Consider the following 16,557-nt stretch of genomic DNA (forward strand, 5'->3'; position numbering starts at 1 on the left):
TCAGGTTTCGCGTTCCATCAGGGTCTCGACGGAGCTGATCAGTGCGCGGAGCGAGACGTGCACCAGGTCGACGTCGGCCAGCGAGATGGTGATGTCCCCGGTGATCACGACACCGCCGGTGAGCAGGCGGTCGAGCAGGTCGACCAGCGCCACATCGCGGTCGGGCACCACGCTCACGGCCCCTCCTCCAGGGTGGAGAAGGAGTACGGCGCCCACGGGCCGGTGAGCTCCAGCCGCAGGTGCTCCCCCTGCTGCTGCTCGACCAGCCGGCGCAGGCCCTCGGCTCCGGCCTCGTCCACGAGGTACGCGACGTTCAGCACCATCTCTTCCCGACGGCCGGACAGGCGCGGGTCCTGCGGCTGGTAGCGGCGGCCCGCCACGGCGACAGCCGATATCGCCCGGTGCGCCGCCTCGGCCGCCTCGGACGCGTCCTGCAACCCCCTGGCCGCGCGGTCGCGCTCGGCACGCCGCCGCAACAAGTAGGCCGTGCCGGGCCTGGACTCCTCGGTGACCTGCGGCGACGCGTCCGCCTCGGTACGGACGGCGTAGCCCTTGACCCCCCACTCGGCGCGCCCCCGAATACGGTCGAGCGCCGCGGTGAACTCCTGCGCACGCTCGTTCAGGAGCACACGGACGTTCTCGTCGTCGAGGTAGACGGTGGCCAGCCGCACGGGCGCGACCGGCCCCGACCGGGCCACCGCAGCGACCACCGCGTTGTGGGCACGCGCGGTCCGCTCCAGCCACTGCAGATCTTCCAGGCTGCGCCGCAGCGCCTCCTCGCTGAACCGCGTGGGGTCGACGGAGCTCACCACGGCCGCGAGGTCGCCGGAAACGACCCGGCGGACCGGGGTTTCGTCCACCCCGGCGAGCGCGTGCTCGTCGGCCGGTTCTTCCACCGGCGCGGCGTCCGTGACCGCGTAGAGGTACACGACCGAGTCAGCCATCGCGCCGGCTCCGTCGCTCGGTCGTCCGTTCCGGCCTCCGCTCGGACCTCCTCGCACGTGGCCGCGGTTCGGCCGGCTCTTCGGGTTCATCCGACTCGTCCGGGAGCGCCTCGACCTCGTCGACCTCTTCAGCCGGGGACGAGCCGCCGTCGAGCTCGGCCGCGCTACCTGCCTCGAGCGCTTCGATGCGCGCACGGAGCAGGCGGTTCTCCTCGGCGAGACTGGAGCCGGAACTCAGCGTGGGGTCGTGCTCCCACCAGTCGATGCCGATCTCCTTCGCCTTGTCGACCGACGCCACGAGGAGCCGGATCTTGATCGTCAGCAGCTCGATGTCGAGCAGGTTCACCCGGATGTCGCCTGCGATCACGATTCCCTTGTCGAGAACCCGTTCGAGGATGTCGGCCAGGTTGGTCGAGTCCTGCCGCGGTTCAGGGGGACGCGCACGGCTGCTGGGCAGGGGTAGTCCACCCGATGTCATCGGCTCTCCTTGTCCAGTTGGCCACGCGAATACCGGCGGGTGCGCTGGTACGAGAGCAAGTCGCCGCTGCGGTCGAGACACACCTGGTAGATCGCGAGGATGTCGGTGGTGTCCGGGATCCGGTGGCTCTCCACGACCTCGACGTCGACGTACCAATCACCGTCCCGGCGCGCGATCGCGACCACGTTCTCCAGCTCTCGCCCGGTGAACTCCACGACGTTCTTGGTTGCCAGCCGGGCGGCCACCGAAGCTGAGATGGCCTTGTCGTCCCGTTCGTCGCGTTCTTCCCGCCCGTTGCGCTCGGCGGCAGGGCGTGCCCGTCGTCGAGGTACGGACTCACGACGCGGCCGCGGACGGCGCTCCTGCTCGTCCTCTGGTTCGTCGTCTGTCTCGTCGTCCTCTGGCTCGTCGCTCTCTAGCTCGTCGTCCTCTTCGTCGTCGCCCTCGGACACCTCACGACGACGCACCTTCTCCCCGGCAGCAGACGGCAGGCGCTGCTCCTGCCGCCCGCTGCGCGCTCGGCGCATGCGGCGCGGTGCAGCCTGCTCATCGTCAGTCACTTCGGCTCCATCCCTCGCGGGGCCAGGACATGTCGGTCGGACATCGTGACATCCATCCGGCTGTGCGGCACCCGGACAGCGGATCGGGACGGATCGGTGATCTGCCCTACTGCGGGCGATGCATCAGCCGCTGCAGCAGGTCGTTCTCGAGTTCGTCGCACTCCTCCTCGGACAGTTCACCGGTGCGACGGGCCTCGTCGACCCGCTCCATCTGTGCGCGGATGCGGACCGGGTCGTAGTACTGCTCTTCCGCGTTCTGCTGGATCTGCTCGGCCAGCCACAGGACCCCTTTGAGGGGTGCCAGCGGCAGGCCGAGCAGGCCAGTCACGAGACCCACACGATCACTCAGCCGGCACGAAGTCGTACGGCGCCTGTGGCCCGAGCAGCCGCAGTTTGATCCGGCCGTCGAGGTCCTGGCCGACGTTCTCGACGGCGTCGTCGAACTCGCGCACGCGATCGCGCTCTACCAGGAAGGCCGCGTTGACCACGTCCTCGGGCGCCCCCGGCTGGTTTTCCACGATCGACACGGCGAACGATTCGAGACGGTCCAGAATCTGCGCGCCGTCCTCCTCGCGCTGCTGCTCGAGCACCTTGACGACCAGCTCGCCCAGTCGGACGCGGTCGTAGTAGGAGGCGTCCTCGGGCAGCTCGCTGATCTTGTCCTGCAGGGCCCGGATCTCCGCGTTGGCCTGCAACACCTCGCCGAGCACCGAATCCTCGACGTAACGGCCCTTGAGGGTGTATTGCACCCGGCCCTCGAGGTCGTCGAGGACCCTCAGGAAATGCTCCTCGTTCGGCGCGAGAAGCTCCTCGACGACAGCCTCCTCCGCGGTGACCGCGGGGAACCGCATCGGGACGACGGCATCGTTGGCCGCCACGGTGTCGACCACCGCCTCGTGGGCGAGCAGGTCGTTCCGGGTGCCGAGTGGTCGGTCGAGCGGGATGTCGCTGACGATCGCTGCGACGTCACCGTGCTCGACCACCGATACCCGGCCGGACGGCCCGAGCCCTGGAAGATCGTCGGGGATCTGCGTTCCGACTCGGATCAGCCCGTAGACGTACACAGGGATGACCTGCTCCTCTTCGCCCTCAACCGGCTGGTCGCTAACCAGATCGCTCATCGCTCGCCCTCGCTGCGCTCGGCCGGCGCTTCGCGACGGCGCTGTAACACTGACTCGCTCGCAAGCTCGCTCATGCGTCACGCTCCCGCTGACGAGGGCGCCGGCGCGGCGCCTCCTCCCGATCTTCACGGTCGCCGCCCAGCAGCTCTCCGACCTTGTCGACAGCCGCGTCGAGCGCACCGGACGTCTTTCCCTTGGCACCGCCCTCGGTGATGCTCTGCGTCAGGTCGCCCAGGTCCTTCGGCTTGGCGCCCTTGCTGTAGAGGTCGGCGCGGTTGGTCGCCTCGGCGAACCGGAGGAACGTGTCCACACTGGCCACGACGATCCGGGCGTCGATGGTCAGGATCTCGATCCCGACCAGCGAGACGCGGACGAACACGTCGATGACCAAGCCCTTGTCGAGGATCAGCTCGACGACGTCCGCGAGTCCGCTACCGCCGGCGCCACCGCCCCGTTCGACGACGCCACCGCCGCCGCCCCTCTGTGCTGCCACTGTCATGGTTTAACGCCCCCGTCGCGATCGCGAAGCCGTGGCCGGCTCCCTGGTCTCATCGACCCGGTCGCCCGAGTCCTCGTCCTCGTCTTCGAGGTCCTCGTCGCCCTCGTCGCCCTCATCGCCCTCGTCCTCGTATTCGTCCTCCTCCTCGTACGGCTCTTCGTCCTCGTCGTAGGGCTCCTCTTCTGCTGCTTCCTCGTCGCCTTCTTCCTCGCCCTCTTCCTCGCTTTCTTCCTCGCCTTCTTCCTCGCCCTCGGACGGCTGCTCCTCGGCGGCCTCCTCCTCGGTGCCCTCGCGCTCGGTGTCCTCCTCGTCGCCTTCCTCGAGCTCCCGGGCGCGTTCCTCCTCCTCGAGGGCCTCCTCTTGGGTCTTGACGACCTCGCTGTCACGGATCTCACCGCGCCAGCCCTCGACGTCCTCCTGATGGATCAGGACGTGGCTCATCGCGTGGCGGCGGAAGTGCTGGAACTCCAGCCGCGCCCGGCGGCCCTGGGCGCGCCAGATGTTGCCGGTGCGCTCGAACAGGCCCTGCGGGTAGTACTCCAGGACCAGCGCCACATGGGTCAGGTTCGGGCCGATGCTGGTGAAGCTGACTCCACCGTCGACATGGCCCTTCGCGCCCTTCGACCGCCACACGATGTGGGAGTCGGGCACCTGCTCGACGATCGTCGCCTCCCACGTGCGGTGGGACAGGAAGACCTGCGCCTTCCAGTTCAGCTTCTCGTCGGCCGCCTGCTCCACGCTCTCGACCTTTTTCATGAAGGTCGGGAAGTCGGCGAATTGCGTCCACAGGTCGTAGGTCGTGCGCAGAGGCAGACTGATGTCCTGGCGCTCGCTGATGACGGTGACCTTCAGCTTCTTCTTACCGCCCGAACCTCCACCACCACCGCCGCCGAAGGCGTTCTTCATCTTGTCCTTGAGCGCGCCGAACCCCCGCTTCAGAAACCCGGGGCGCGATTCACCGTCGTCATCGTTGTCGTCGTCGCCGTCGTCGCCGTCCTTGTCGCGCTCCCGGCCGGTGAGCGCCGTCCGCAGGCCCTGCCCGCCGTTCTCGGCCACGCCGCCCAGGCGCTCCGACAGGCCGGATACGCGGTCCGTCGCGGCCTCGGCCGCACGCTGCACGAGCAGGCCCAGCAGGCGCTGGCCCGCGTCCTTCAGCGCGTCAGTCGGGAGGGCGTCTGCGAGGCTCGTCTTGTCCTTCGAATCAGCCATCGCCGTCACTCCGCGGGGTACGAGTGGTCCGGCCGCTCTTGCGACCGGCTGCGGCCTTGCCCGCGGTGCGAGCGGCGCCCGACGCGGGACCACCGGTCCGCTTCAGGGTCGCCGTTGCGCCGGCGACGTTCTTGCCGCCGCGGGCAGGTGCCGCCGCCTTGCCTGAGCGGGCCTGCGGCCGCGCCCGACGTGGCGGTAGTGCCTCGTCCTCGTCCTCGTCCTCTGCCGGCGGGCGCTCGTCCTCGGCCTCGGCAGGCTCGGCCTGCTCGTCGGCGGGCTCTTCCTCGTACTCGTCCTCGGGCTCCTCGCGCTTCTTGCTACGCGGGACGCCGACGTCGCCCAGGGACTCCACACGCTTGCCGACCCGGTCGGTGAGCGACTCCACCTGCCGGGCGGCCACCGCCAGCGCCGCGCCCTTGCCCGCCTCCAGAAGCCGGCCCCGCACCTCTTCGGTGAGCCGCGCCAACTCAGGGGAGCTGTTCAGAAGCTTCGAACCGGTTCGCAGTAGTTCCCCGGGGCCTCCTGCCTTCCGCCCAGCGGCCATCCCGCCCAGCATCATGGCGAGCTTCATTTTTTTGGTCCGTCCGAGGAAGTAGCCGCCGATGACGCCGAGGGCTACTCGGGCTCCACACTTCACTGGATCTCCTCTGTCCGTGGTCGCGGTTGTCGGGTGCTCGACGCCTGTGCGAATCGCGCGGAGCGACACCAACGCGCCGAGACCATTTCTGCGCAATTCGCGCCCCCCGACCACCGCCACAGCGACTACCCCGGGTGAAGATCGCACACACGCCCGTCTGGCCTATTCGGAAGAATCGCTCGGAAATTAGGCCGTTCGGCGTAGATGCCACCGCCAAGCGATGGCACCCCGCTGGCGCAATCCGTCGCAGCCGGCTTCATTACCGTCATGTCGACAATGGACGGACCGGCCCCCGGCGCCACCCGCGATCGCCGGTACGAACTCTGTCGACGACTCGTGCTCGCCTGCATGCCGTCCGCTTCGACAAGATCACGCCGCCGCCCGGCTTTGCAGAGCGCCCTCGCGGACCGGCCGCCCGCCTGACTGCCGTCGTCCGCAGGGAACCGGTGCCGGACGGAGCACCGAGGCGTCCACCGGACGCAGTCGCCACTGCGCCGGACGCCGAAGGTCACGATGAGTCCGTCCGGAGCCATGCCGGCACTTCCGCGTTTCGCCGTCAGTTCTGTCCCTTGCCGCCCGCTCGCACGGCCAGCCAGATGGCGAGGACGATCAGCGCGAGCAGAAGCAGGACGACGGTGACCGGGAGCAGGAGCAGCGCGAGGACCAGCGCGATGATGATCAGGGCCTTGACCCCGGGGCTCAACGCTGCGAACGCACCCCGAATCGCACCCCAGATCGGGCTGCGGCCCTGGAGTTTGGCCCGGAGGCCGCCGAGCAGTGCACTGATCGGGATCCCGCCCCGGGCAGCGATCTCGTCGAAACTGCCGGCCAAGGTCTCCACCTTGTCCAGCGCGATTCCGAGCGCCCGGTCGAGCAACGTGGCGAGCAGCCGGCGGAGGCTGGCCTTCAGCTCATCCAGCGCCTCCTCGGTGGGGTTGGCGGTGATACCGGCGGGAGCCGCCGGCGCGGCCCGCCTCAATGTCTCGACCATCAGTCCCGCCCCCTCCTCGGCCACTTCCCCGCACACGCAGAACTGCGTGACGCATGCTGCGACCGCTTCCGCCGCATACCCGTCCCCCGATGCTTCTACCCGGCCCGGATGCGACTCTCGGCGCAGATCGTGGCGGACCGCGTATCAGGCCCGGATCTTGCGCAACCGCCGGTCGGCCTATTTTCTGACAGTTTCACACTCGATTAACTCGCGTCGTTTCCCGCTGGAGAAGGCCGCTGAGCCGGGTGCAATGACCGAAGTGGACACTGGCTGACGTGTACATTCCCACTCACTTCGCCGCCGACGACACCACAGTCCGGGAACTGCTGTCCCGGCGGCAGGCGGCCGACCTGATCACGGTGACCGACCAGGGCATGCTGGCCACGTTCCTCCCGCTCGTCTTCGACCCCGACGAGGGCGAGCACGGCGTCCTGCGCGGTCATGTGGCCCGCAACAACGACCAGTGGCGGCAGCGGCCGATCGGTGAGGCGCTGGTGATCGTGCACGGTCCCGACGCCTACATCACGCCGAGCTGGTACGCGTCCAAGTCCGAGCACGGCCGCGTCGTACCGACGTGGAACTACCTCACCGCCCACGTGTACGGCGAGCTGCGGACGCACGACAACCCTGAATGGCTCGACGCGCACGTCCGCGGGCTGACGGCGCTGCAGGAGTCGGCCGAGCAGGCGCCGTGGTCGGTCGACGACGCGCCTGCGGCGTTCGTGGCCGGGCAGCTGCGCGCGATCGTCGGCGTCGAAGTGGTGATCAACCGCGTGGAGGCGAAGGTGAAGATGAGCCAGAACCGCCCGCCGGCCGATGTCGACGGCGTGGTGGCCGGGCTCCGGGCCCGAGGCGACGCCGACACCGCCGCGGCGGTGCAGAGCGCCCGCCGCCCCGCCTGAACGCGGTGGGGCCAGCAGGCGTCAGACCAGCGGTTCGCCCGCGTGCTCGATCTGGGTGCGGATGTCGAAACCCGGCTTCAGCATCATCGTCACCTCCGTGCGCTCCATCGCATCGGCGAGGCGATGGGCCTCGTCGGGCTCGAGCCGGAACCCGAGCAGCACCCGCCGGTAGAACAACGTGGGCGGCCCCGCGTCCAGCGTGACCACCACCTCGATGTCGCCCGGATCGCCGTCGCGCTCCAGGTGGGTGCGCACGGTCATCGCGCTGCACGCGGCGAGCGACGCCGCGAGCAGCTCCAACGGGGTGGGGCCCTCCCCCGGACCGTCGTCGGCGTGGTCGGCCATCACCTCGTGCGGGCCGAGCCGTACCTCGACAGCCCGCCGTTCCGTTGCCGCCAGCCGCGCGTCCGCCGATGCGAGGGGAATCTGCATGGTCATTGCGGCAGTGTCCTCGGCACTAGGGCTGCTCGGTGATCGGGAGGCGCACCCGGAAACGCGTGTCTCCCGGCTGCGACTCGACAGCGAGATCGCCGTGGTGGCGCGAGACGATCACCCGGTAGCTGACGTCGAGGCCGAGCCCGGTGCCCCGGCCCACGGGCTTCGTGGTGAAGAACGGCTCGAAGATCCGCTTCCGGACCTCGGGCGGGATCCCCGGACCCGTGTCGCCGATCTCGACGAGCACGCACTCCTCCACCTTCGAGGTGCGCACCGTCAGCGTGCCGGACCCGTCCATGGCATCGATCGCGTTGTCGATGATGTTGGTCCAGACCTGGTTGAGCTCGGCGGGATAGGCCGGGATCAACGGCAGCGAGCGGTCGTAGTCCTTGACGATCTCGATCCCCTTCGCCTCCCCCAGCTTGCGCCCGAACATCACCAGGGTGGCGTCGAGGCCCTCGTGCACATCGATGAAGCGGTGCGGGGCGCGGTCCATCTGCGAGTACTGCTTCGCCGCGAGCACGAGGTTGGAGATCCGGGTGGTGGCGTCGAGGATCTCGCGCAGCAGGCTCTCGGTCTCCACGGTGTAGGCGAGCCAGCGGATCGCGCCCTCGAGCGTGGTCTCGTTCGTAGCCGTGTGCACGGCGTCCATGTCCTCGACGCCCAGGCCGCCCGCGACGAAGACCGGTGCCAGGTCCCAGCTGCCGTCGATGCCGTGGTCGTCGAGCCAGTCGCTCAGCTCGTCCTCCCGGTCGGAAGCCTCGATCGCGGAGAGCGAAGGTGCGTTGCGGACCTTCTTGACGAACTCGTCCTGGGCCATCACCAGCTTCTTCAGCTGATCGCCCGCGATCTTGCCGTCGGCGATCATGGCGAGCTTCGCGCGCATCCCGGCGACCTTGTCGCGCAGCGTGTCGGCGGCCCGGCTCGCGGCGGCCGCCGGGTTGTTGAGCTCGTGGGTGAGGCCCGCCGACAGCTTGCCCAGTGCGAGCAACCGCTCCCGTTCCGCCACCAGGGCGTTGCCGCGCCGCAAGCCGAGGAGCATGCCCTCGAGCAGGTGCACAGCCATCGGGAACCACCGGGCGAACACGGTGGCGAACTCCGTGGCCGGCAGGGCGAGCGCGGTGCAGTCGGTGAGCGCGCGCACCGTCATCGCGTAGTCGCGGGCCGTCTCGTCCTGGAGATAGAACTGGACGGCTCCGAAGTAGACACCACGCTGGTCGGTGCGCCCGGTCTCCACCTTCTCGCCCTGGATCACCCGGCTCATCGCGATGGTGCCCGAGAGCAGCACGTGGAAGCAGTCGGCCGGGTCGCCCTCGAGGACGACGTCCTCGCCCGCCGGCACGGTGATGACGTCGGCGTTCTCGGCGACCCAGGCGAGCTGCTCGTCGTCGAGGTCGGTGAACAGGAAGAGGCTGCGCAGCTCCTCCGACGTCAGGTGGGCGCCCGCCCGCCCCTCGAGGGTGCTCACTGGTCCGCCAGGTAGCGGTGGACGAGCGTGACGGCCATGGCGCCCTCTCCGACCGCGGACGCGACACGCTTGACCGAGTCGGCCCGGACGTCGCCCGCCACGAACACGCCGGGCACGCTCGACTCCAGGTGGTACGGATCGCGGTCCAGGGGCCAGCCCGGTGGCCGTTGCCCGTCGACGACGAGGTCGGGGCCGGTGCGGACGAATCCGCGCTTGTCGCGCTCCACCACGCCGTCCAGCCACTCCGTGCGCGGCGCCGCACCGATGAAGACGAACATCGACGCCGCCTTCACCGAGTCGATGTTCCCGGTCTCCCGGTCGCAGATGGTCAGGGACTGCAGGTGACCGTCACCATTCGCCTCCACGACCTCGGACCGGGTGCGGACCGAGACATTGTCGATCGCCTCCAGTTGTTTGATCAGGTACGTCGACATTGACGCCTCCAGGTTCGGTCCGCGTACCAGCAGCGTGACGGTGGCGGCGTGCTTGGAGAAGAACACCGCAGCCTGACCGGCGGAGTTGGCACCGCCGACGATGTAGACGTCCTCGCCACGGCAGCCGGGCGCTTCGGTGGCCGCGGAGCCGTAGAACACGCCGCGACCGGTGAGCTCCTTGACGCCCGGCGCGTTGAGGCTCCGATAGGAGACACCGGTGGCCAGCACCACGGCGTGCGCGGCGATCTCACTGCCGTCACCGAACCGCACGACGCGGGCCGATCCGCGCGCCTCGAGGGCGACGACGTCGCGGGCCGTGAGCACCTCGGCCCCGAATTTCGCGGCCTGCCGACGGGCCCGGTCGGTGAGCTGGGCGCCGGAGACGCCGTCGGGGAACCCGAGGTAGTTCTCGATCCGAGAGCTCTGCCCGGCCTGGCCACCGGTGGCCTGGCGTTCCACCAGCACCGTGCGCAGACCTTCCGACGCGCCGTAGACCGCCGAGCCGAGCCCGGCCGGACCACCGCCGATCACGATGAGGTCGTAGAAGTCCGACACCGGGTCGGTGGTGAGACCGCACGCCGAGGCGATCTCGGCGTCGGACGGGGAACGCAGCGCCGTGCCGTCGGTGGTGATCACCAGTGGCACGTCCTCGGGCGAGGCACCGGCGGCCTCGAGCAGCCGGGCGCCCTCCGGATCGTCGATCGAGTAGTAGAGGTAGGGCACCGAGTTGCGGGCCAGGAAGTCGCGGGCCGCGAAGCACTCGGCCGACCACCGGTGCCCGACGACGCGAACCTCCTCCACGGGCCGCACACCCACCGCCCGCCACGTCTCCACGAGCGCGTCGATCACCGGATAGAGCTTCTCCTCCGGTGGGTCCCACGGCTTGAGCAGGTAGTGGTCGACGTCGACCAGGTTGATCGCCTGGATGGCGGCGTCGGTGTCGGCGTAGGCGGTGAGCAGTGCTCGCCGTGCATGGGGCGCTACATCCATCGCCTGTTCGAGGAACTCGATGCCGTTCATCTCGGGCATCCGATAGTCGGCGAGGATCGCGGCCACCGGCTCGCCGCGCAGCGTCAGCTCCCGCAGGGCCTCCAGCGCCTCGGCCCCGGACTCGGCGCGCACTACGCGGTAGTCCTGGCCGTAGCGGCGCCGCAGATCGCGCGCAACGGAGCGGCTCACGCCGGGGTCATCGTCCACGGTCATGAGGACGGGTTTGGTCATTCGGGGACTCCTGCCGAAATTGCCGTTCCGTCGATAATGCCCACGCGACGGTGCGTGGTGCTGCCGGCGTCCGCCGGCGGCGAACGCGCCTCTTCGAACCTATCCCCGTGAACGCCCCGCCGCGAGGCCCCGTGCCCGGATGCTGCTCCGGGTGGCGGCACTAGTGTCGCGGAAACGAGGTTCCTTGCCCGGATCCGGTGTCCAGGCGGATGGATCGCAAGGCGGAGGAGGCGCCGATACCGCTGTTGTATCGGCGCCGACGACAACGCCGCGAGGCGCCGCCTGGGCGCCGGAGGCGGGTAAGACGACCTCGTTTCCTCGGCACTAGCATCTCCACGTGGGCGAACGGGGGGTCGCTGCCGATGACGTGCGCGAGGTGGTGGCGGCCGCCGTTGCGGCACTGCGTATCGGGCGTGACGGCGACTGGTCCGTGCCGGCAGGCGACCTGGAGTGGACCTGCTGGGAGACCGCCGAGCACATCGCCGACGACCTGTTCGCCTACGCCGCCCAACTCGCCGGTGGCGTCACGCACCGCTACGTCCCCTTCGTGAGTACGGCCCGGCGCCCGGGCGCCGACACCACGACGATGCAGGCCGAGACCGACACCGGGCCGGACGGCCTGTTCGAGGTGCTGACCTCGTGCGGTGGACTGCTCGCGGCGGTGGTGGCCGTGACGCCCCCCGACGTGCGGGCGTGCCACACGTTCGGGCTCGCCGACGCCGAGGCGTCCGCGGCGATGGGGGTGCTGGAGACCGCCGTGCACACCCATGACATCGCCCGCGGGCTGGGCGTGGCGTGGCGGCCGGGCGACGACGTGTGCGCCCGGGTGCTCGCCCGGCTCATGCCCGATGTCGAGATCGACGACGCCGGTGCCTGGGAGACCCTGCTGTGGGCAACCGGCCGCACAGCCCTCCCCGGCAGGCCCCGCCGCACGAGATGGCGCTGGTACAACGAGCGTTCGTAGCCATGGGTCGCCGGGTCGCCGGTGGTCACGTACGGGCGGCCCGCGCTCGCCGCGGACGGGACACCACGTCCTGGGTGAGCGAGCCGCGCCGCGGCCACCAGCACCGCTCGCCGAGCAGCGTCATCACGGCCGGGAGGATGAGGATCCTCAGCACCACCGCGTCGAACAGGACCGCGATGGTGAGTCCGACACCCACCTGCTTCATCTCGATCCTGTCGATGAAGATGAAGCTCACGAACACCGACACCATGATCACCGCGGCACTGGTCACCACGCTCGCCGACGCCGCCATCCCGTCCAGCACGGCTTGTCTCGTCGGGACTCCCCGGCGCACAGCCTCCCGGATCCGGCTCACCACGAAGATCTGGTAGTCCGTGGAGAGGCCCACCAGGATCGCGAGAATCATCAGGGGCATCCGGGAGCCGATGAACCCGGTCGACGTGAAGCCGAGCAGCCCCTCCGCCCAGTCGTTCTGGAAGACCAGCGTCAGGCCGCCCCACGCCGCCACCACGGCGGCGAGGTTGATCACGACCCCGACCAGGGCAAGCACGACCGAGCCGAACGCCACGAGCATCACCACCAGCGTGGCCACGCAGACGAACCCGATCACCCAGGGGATGCGCCCGGCCTGGTGCGCGGAGTAGTCCACGCCGCGCGCGACCTCGCCGGAGACCGCGTACTCGGCGCCCGTCCCGCCGAGCGTCGCGGGAAGCAGCTCGCCGCGCAGCCGGTCGAGTGACGCGCGGGCGGCCGGCGAGTTCTCCGGATACCCGACCGGCACCTGGAGGACGGTCGTGGTTCCGTCCGCTGAGACCGTCCGGGCCGGACCACCTCCGATGCGGCGCGCCAGCTCATCGATCGCGGCGGTCGCGTCGGTCGCCCGCGCGGGATCGGCGCGCACCACCACGAGGTGCTGCGCACCCTCGTCCGGGAACGCCTGGGTCAGCCGGCTGTAGGTGGCCACGGCCGGAATCCCGGCCGGGAACGTCTCCTTGCCCTCGTTGCCCAGGCGGATCGAGGCCGCGGGCAACGCCAGCGCCGCGGTCAGCACCGCACCGACCAGCAGTGTCGCCACGGGTCGCCGTAGCGCGGGCTGCAGGAGCGCGGTCCACCGGCTGTCCGAGGCGGCCCGGCGCCGGCCGATGGAGCGGTGGCCGATCCGCCCGCCGAGTCCGACGAGCAGGGCCGGTAGCGCGGTCAGCGAACCCGCCACGGCCACCGCGACGACGAGCACGGCGCCGGTGGCGACCGAGGAGAAGATCACGTCGTCGACGATGTACAGCCCGGCCAGTGACACGATCACGGCCACACCCGAGGTCATGATCGACCGTCCGGCCGTGGCCGCCGCGATCTCGACGGCCGCGGCGTGCGTGAGCGTGTTGCCGGAGCGGGCGCGTTCCTCCCGCACGCGCTTGAGGTAGAACAGCGCGTAGTCGACGCCGACGGCCATCCCGAGCAGGAACACCACGCTGATCGCTGCCCCGCCGGCGTCGGGGAAGATCCAGGACGCCACCCCGTAGAGACCCACGGATCCGGCGAAGGCCGAGAGCGCGAGCACCACCGGGATCGCGGCCGCGAGCACCGCACCGAACGTCACGAGCAGCACGACGAATGTGATCGGCAGGCTGATCATCTCGGTCCGGGCCAGGTCCTGACCCTGCTTGTCGTTGACACCCACCGAGACGGATGCGCTGCCGGTCTGCGCGATCGTCACCTCGGGGTGCGCGGCCTGCAGAGCGGCCGTGCGTTCCAGGATCCCGCGCACGGTCTTCTTGGCGGTCTCGGTGTCACCGGCGAGCGTCACGGGGATCCGGAGCGTGCCGCCGTCGGCCGACCGGACCGGTTCCCCCACCTCGGCGACGTCCAGCGATTCCTGGAGGGCGCCCCGCACATCCCGGACCGCCGCAGCGGCGGCGTCGAGTGACTTCCCGGGTGCGGTGATCAGGACGTGCTCGACCGGCGGTGGGGTGAGCCCGGCCGCGGCTGCCGCGGCCTCGGCCCGCCCGGCCTCACCCATCCAGAAATCACTGATCACACCCTTGTTCGTGCCCGTGGCGGCCCCCGCAGCCACGCACAGCACGATGAACGCGACCCACCCCAGCACAGCTCGCGCGGGATGGTGCGCGCTCCACATCGCGATCCGTACCGACACCGCCTGCCCGCCCGCCATCCCCACCGCCCGTTGTCGCCTGCGGTAGCAGCGTGGCCGGGGTGGCCTGCTCACGTCGTTGGAGCAGGCCGGTGGATCAGGGGTGAGGAATACCCGAACCCTCCTGGGTCACGACCCCGTTCACTCGCCTCGGCAGGCCGAGGGGGTTGTCGTCTCGCAGCGCCTCGGGCAGCAGGGCTTGCGGCGTGTTCTGGTAGCAGACCGGCCGCAGGAACCGGCGCACCGCGGTGACGCCGACGGAGGTGTGGATCGACGCCGTGGTGGACGGGTACGGACCGCCGTGGTGCATCGCCCAGGCCACGGCCACCCCGGTGGGCCAGCCGTTGTAGACGAGCCGGCCGGCACGGTCACGCAGAACGTCGATCAGCGGCGACAGTGCCCCGGCGTCGGTGTCCTCGGCGTGGACGGTGGCGGTCAGGTTGCCGCCGAACGCCTCGGCCGCCGCGCGCAGCTCGTCGGGCCCGCTGTACTCGACGACGATCGAGGTGGGTCCGAAGCACTCCTGCAGCACCGGGTCCGGGTCGGCGAGAAGCTCCTTCGCGGTGGTGGCCAGCAGCGTGGGAGCGACCCTGGCCTCCGCGTCGTCCCCGCGGACGAGGGTGCGCAGCTGGCTGAGCCCGGCCAGCCGCTCGCGCTCCTCGGCGTGGCCGGCGCGGATGCGGTCGTTGAGCATCCCGGCCGCGCCCACACCGCGAGCACCCTCGACGAGCCGCTGCTCCAGCCCGTGTCCCTCCGGGAGGAACATCAGGCCGGGCTTCGTGCAGAACTGGCCGGTGCCGAGGGTGAACGAGCCGATGAAGCCGTCGACGATCGCCTCACCGCGCGCGGCCACCGCGGCCTGCGTGACGAACACCGGGTTGAGGCTGCCCAGCTCCCCGTAGAACGGGATCGGCTCCGGGCGCGTGCAGGCGATGTCGAGCAGCGCCCGGCCACCGCGGACCGAACCGGTGAAGGCCGCGGCCTTGATCCGCGGGTCGACCAGCGCCGTGGTGCCGGCGTCCATGCCGAACACCACCGCGAACGTCCCTTCGGGGGCGCCGGCGGCGCGCAGGGCGTCGACCATCACCTCGCCGGTGCGCCGCGACAGCTCGGGGTGGCCGGGATGGGCCTTGAGCACGACGGGCGCGCCCGCCGCCAGCGCCGAGGCCGTGTCGCCCCCGGGCACGCTGAACGCAAAGGGGAAGTTGCTCGCCGCGAACACCAGCACCGGGCCGAGCGGCACGAGCATGCGCCGCAGGTCGGGCCGGGGCACCGGGGCCGCGTTCGGGTCGGCGCTGTCGATGATGACCTCGAGGTAGGAGCCCTCCTCGAGCGCCTCGGCGAAGAGCCGCAGCTGCCCGCTGGAGCGGGCCACCTCACCGGTCAGGCGAGGCTCCGGCAACGCCGACTCGGCGATGGCGATCGGCACCAGCTCGTCGGCGGCGGCGTCGAGGGCGTCGGCAGCGGCCCGCAGCAGCGCTGCACGTTCCGCCGGGCGCAGTGCGGCCAACGGTGCGGCGGCACTGGCGGCCGCGGCGAGGACCGCGTCGAGCTCGTCGTGGGTGGTGTCGTTCACAACTGCGCCTTCCTTCTGGCGTCCGGACGGTCGAGGGCGTCCACGAGCCACGACATCGGTTCGCGACCGCGGACGACCGGGTTGGTCAGGGTGCCCACCTCGGCGATCTCGATCTCCACCCGGTCGCCCTCGGCGAGCGAGAAGCTCAGTTCCGGGACGATCCCCGTGCCGGTGGCGAGGATCGCACCGTCGGGGAAGTCGGTGGGCGCGAAGAGCGCCGCGATCAGCTCGTCGAGCGTGCGGTGCAGGCGGGCGGTGCTCGTCTCGCCGCTGAAGACGGTCTCCTCGCCGCGGCGCACCCGCACGGAGATGGCCAGGTCGCCCGCGTCGGGCACCTCCCAAGCCGGCCGGATGCCGGTGGCCAGCGCGCAGCACCCGCTGAAGATCTTCGCCTGCGGGACGTACAGGGGGTTCTCGCCCTCGATGGAGCGTGAGCTCATGTCGTTGCACACGGTGTAGCCGACGATCTCGCCGAACCGGTTGGCGACGACCGCGAGCTCCGGCTCCGGGACGTCGACGGTGGAGTCCGAGCGCAGCGCCACCGGTTCGCCGTCGGTGACGACCCGCCAGGCGACCGACTTGAGGAACAGCTCCGGACGCTGCGCGTCGTACACCTTCTCGTAGACGGAGGCCTCGCTGCTCTCCTCCACGCGGCCGGTGCGTGAGCGCTCGTAGGTGACGCCCGCCGCCCACACCTCGGTACGGCCGTCGACGGGCGGCAGGAAGGTGACGGCGTCCGCGTCCACCTCGGCGTCACCGGCCGCGGTCAGCCGCTCGCGCAGCTCGTCGCGTGACTCGCGCAGCAGCTCCGCGACACTGGCCCAGGGCAACGGCAGCACCCTGCCGTCCCGGCGCAGACCGACGCGGGGGCTCTGCGCTCCCGGCTCGATGTAGCGGACGATCTCCATGCGCGTGCGCACCCCCGGTTCCTGGAGCTCCGACGCCCCGCCTGGATCGTATTGCCCGAAC

At 70.6% G+C, this 16,557-nt stretch carries 18 protein-coding genes; 2 read left to right on the plus strand and 16 right to left on the minus strand.

The features are described from left to right. The 10 genes from ABD743_RS42985 to ABD743_RS43030 all read right to left on the minus strand — a co-directional run bounded on the left by ABD743_RS42985 (position 1) and on the right by ABD743_RS43030 (position 6,439). Positions 1-177 carry a gas vesicle protein gene (locus ABD743_RS42985; protein ID WP_344730251.1) on the minus strand — a complete coding sequence of 59 codons (177 nt, stop codon included), beginning with the start codon at positions 175-177 and terminating at the stop codon, positions 1-3. Continuing rightward, positions 174-944, minus strand: coding sequence for a GvpL/GvpF family gas vesicle protein (locus ABD743_RS42990; protein ID WP_344730253.1), 771 nt, complete (start codon positions 942-944; stop codon positions 174-176). The genes ABD743_RS42985 and ABD743_RS42990 overlap by 4 nt, the downstream gene beginning before the upstream one ends. Continuing rightward, positions 937-1,422 carry a gas vesicle protein gene (locus ABD743_RS42995; RefSeq protein WP_344730254.1) on the minus strand — a complete coding sequence of 162 codons (486 nt, stop codon included), beginning with the start codon at positions 1,420-1,422 and terminating at the stop codon, positions 937-939. The genes ABD743_RS42990 and ABD743_RS42995 overlap by 8 nt, the downstream gene beginning before the upstream one ends. Then, entirely contained in the window at positions 1,419-1,982 is a 564-nt protein-coding gene (gene gvpO / locus ABD743_RS43000) for a gas vesicle protein GvpO (protein ID WP_344730256.1), read from the minus strand. Before gvpO ends, ABD743_RS42995 begins: the two co-directional genes overlap by 4 nt. Before the next feature lie 106 nt (positions 1,983-2,088). Beyond that, positions 2,089-2,319 (minus strand): gas vesicle protein GvpG, encoded by a 231-nt coding sequence (locus ABD743_RS43005; protein WP_344730258.1) that lies wholly within the window; start codon positions 2,317-2,319, stop codon positions 2,089-2,091. Between the two features lie 4 nt (positions 2,320-2,323). Next, the gene (locus ABD743_RS43010) at positions 2,324-3,103 is read right to left on the minus strand and encodes a GvpL/GvpF family gas vesicle protein (protein WP_344730259.1); all 780 of its coding nucleotides are present in this window, start codon (positions 3,101-3,103) and stop codon (positions 2,324-2,326) included. 70 nt (positions 3,104-3,173) lie between these two features. Beyond that, positions 3,174-3,602 (minus strand): gas vesicle protein GvpJ, encoded by a 429-nt coding sequence (gene gvpJ / locus ABD743_RS43015; RefSeq protein ID WP_344730261.1) that lies wholly within the window; start codon positions 3,600-3,602, stop codon positions 3,174-3,176. Between the two features lie 3 nt (positions 3,603-3,605). Then, positions 3,606-4,811 carry an SRPBCC family protein gene (locus ABD743_RS43020; protein WP_344730262.1) on the minus strand — a complete coding sequence of 402 codons (1,206 nt, stop codon included), beginning with the start codon at positions 4,809-4,811 and terminating at the stop codon, positions 3,606-3,608. After that, on the minus strand, positions 4,804-5,448 hold the full coding sequence (locus tag ABD743_RS43025) for a hypothetical protein (RefSeq protein WP_344730264.1): 645 nt from the start codon (positions 5,446-5,448) through the stop codon (positions 4,804-4,806). The genes ABD743_RS43020 and ABD743_RS43025 overlap by 8 nt, the downstream gene beginning before the upstream one ends. A gap of 556 nt (positions 5,449-6,004) precedes the next feature. Further along, positions 6,005-6,439, minus strand: coding sequence for a hypothetical protein (locus ABD743_RS43030; protein ID WP_344730266.1), 435 nt, complete (start codon positions 6,437-6,439; stop codon positions 6,005-6,007). 275 nt (positions 6,440-6,714) lie between these two features. Here ABD743_RS43030 and ABD743_RS43035 point away from each other — a divergent pair, with 275 nt between their 5' ends. Beyond that, the gene (locus tag ABD743_RS43035) at positions 6,715-7,341 is read left to right on the plus strand and encodes an FMN-binding negative transcriptional regulator (protein ID WP_344730267.1); all 627 of its coding nucleotides are present in this window, start codon (positions 6,715-6,717) and stop codon (positions 7,339-7,341) included. A gap of 21 nt (positions 7,342-7,362) precedes the next feature. On the opposite strand, the gene ABD743_RS43040 is transcribed toward ABD743_RS43035, so the two are convergent. From ABD743_RS43040 to ABD743_RS43050, 3 genes are read right to left on the minus strand one after another with little or no spacing between them, the layout of a single operon-like run. Beyond that, complete coding sequence (locus ABD743_RS43040) at positions 7,363-7,779, minus strand: OsmC family protein (RefSeq protein WP_344730268.1); 417 nt, start codon at positions 7,777-7,779, stop codon at positions 7,363-7,365. Positions 7,780-7,798: 19 nt separating this feature from the next. After that, positions 7,799-9,244 (minus strand): ATP-binding protein, encoded by a 1,446-nt coding sequence (locus ABD743_RS43045; RefSeq protein ID WP_344730270.1) that lies wholly within the window; start codon positions 9,242-9,244, stop codon positions 7,799-7,801. Further along, positions 9,241-10,899, minus strand: coding sequence for an NAD(P)/FAD-dependent oxidoreductase (locus tag ABD743_RS43050; protein ID WP_344730271.1), 1,659 nt, complete (start codon positions 10,897-10,899; stop codon positions 9,241-9,243). Before ABD743_RS43050 ends, ABD743_RS43045 begins: the two co-directional genes overlap by 4 nt. 337 nt (positions 10,900-11,236) lie before the next feature. Between ABD743_RS43050 and ABD743_RS43055 the strand changes: the two genes are divergently transcribed. Then, positions 11,237-11,863, plus strand: a complete 627-nt coding sequence (locus ABD743_RS43055) for a hypothetical protein (RefSeq protein ID WP_344730272.1) — start codon at positions 11,237-11,239, stop codon at positions 11,861-11,863. A 25-nt stretch (positions 11,864-11,888) separates the two neighbouring features. Here the strand turns inward: ABD743_RS43055 and ABD743_RS43060 are convergent, their stop codons facing one another. Genes ABD743_RS43060 through ABD743_RS43070 form a run of 3 tightly spaced genes read right to left on the minus strand, consistent with a single transcriptional unit; the run spans position 11,889 to position 16,508 of the window. Next, entirely contained in the window at positions 11,889-14,087 is a 2,199-nt protein-coding gene (locus ABD743_RS43060; RefSeq protein ID WP_344730274.1) for an MMPL family transporter, read from the minus strand. Between the two features lie 22 nt (positions 14,088-14,109). Beyond that, positions 14,110-15,588: an aldehyde dehydrogenase (NADP(+)) gene (locus tag ABD743_RS43065; protein WP_344730275.1), complete on the minus strand. Its 1,479-nt coding sequence runs from the start codon at positions 15,586-15,588 to the stop codon at positions 14,110-14,112. Then, positions 15,585-16,508 carry a fumarylacetoacetate hydrolase family protein gene (locus tag ABD743_RS43070; protein ID WP_344730276.1) on the minus strand — a complete coding sequence of 308 codons (924 nt, stop codon included), beginning with the start codon at positions 16,506-16,508 and terminating at the stop codon, positions 15,585-15,587. The genes ABD743_RS43065 and ABD743_RS43070 overlap by 4 nt, the downstream gene beginning before the upstream one ends. Positions 16,509-16,557: the final 49 nt, after the last annotated feature.

It is taken from the genome of Pseudonocardia yunnanensis, from assembly GCF_039534065.1.
GTDB classification, from domain to species: Bacteria; Actinomycetota; Actinomycetes; order Mycobacteriales; family Pseudonocardiaceae; genus Pseudonocardia; species Pseudonocardia yunnanensis.

Excerpts from the sequence above, each read along its gene's own strand:
- ABD743_RS42995 (WP_344730254.1), bottom strand. The coding sequence starts at position 1,422 with ATGACATCGGGTGGACTACCCCTGCCCAGCAGCCGTGCGCGTCCCCCT.
- ABD743_RS43030 (WP_344730266.1), bottom strand. The coding sequence starts at position 6,439 with ATGGTCGAGACATTGAGGCGGGCCGCGCCGGCGGCTCCCGCCGGTATC.
- ABD743_RS43020 (WP_344730262.1), bottom strand. The coding sequence starts at position 4,811 with ATGGCTGATTCGAAGGACAAGACGAGCCTCGCAGACGCCCTCCCGACT.
- ABD743_RS42990 (WP_344730253.1), bottom strand. The coding sequence starts at position 944 with ATGGCTGACTCGGTCGTGTACCTCTACGCGGTCACGGACGCCGCGCCG.
- ABD743_RS43040 (WP_344730268.1), bottom strand. The coding sequence starts at position 7,779 with ATGACCATGCAGATTCCCCTCGCATCGGCGGACGCGCGGCTGGCGGCA.
- ABD743_RS43010 (WP_344730259.1), bottom strand. The coding sequence starts at position 3,103 with ATGAGCGATCTGGTTAGCGACCAGCCGGTTGAGGGCGAAGAGGAGCAG.
- ABD743_RS43050 (WP_344730271.1), bottom strand. The coding sequence starts at position 10,899 with ATGACCAAACCCGTCCTCATGACCGTGGACGATGACCCCGGCGTGAGC.
- gvpJ (WP_344730261.1), bottom strand. The coding sequence starts at position 3,602 with ATGACAGTGGCAGCACAGAGGGGCGGCGGCGGTGGCGTCGTCGAACGG.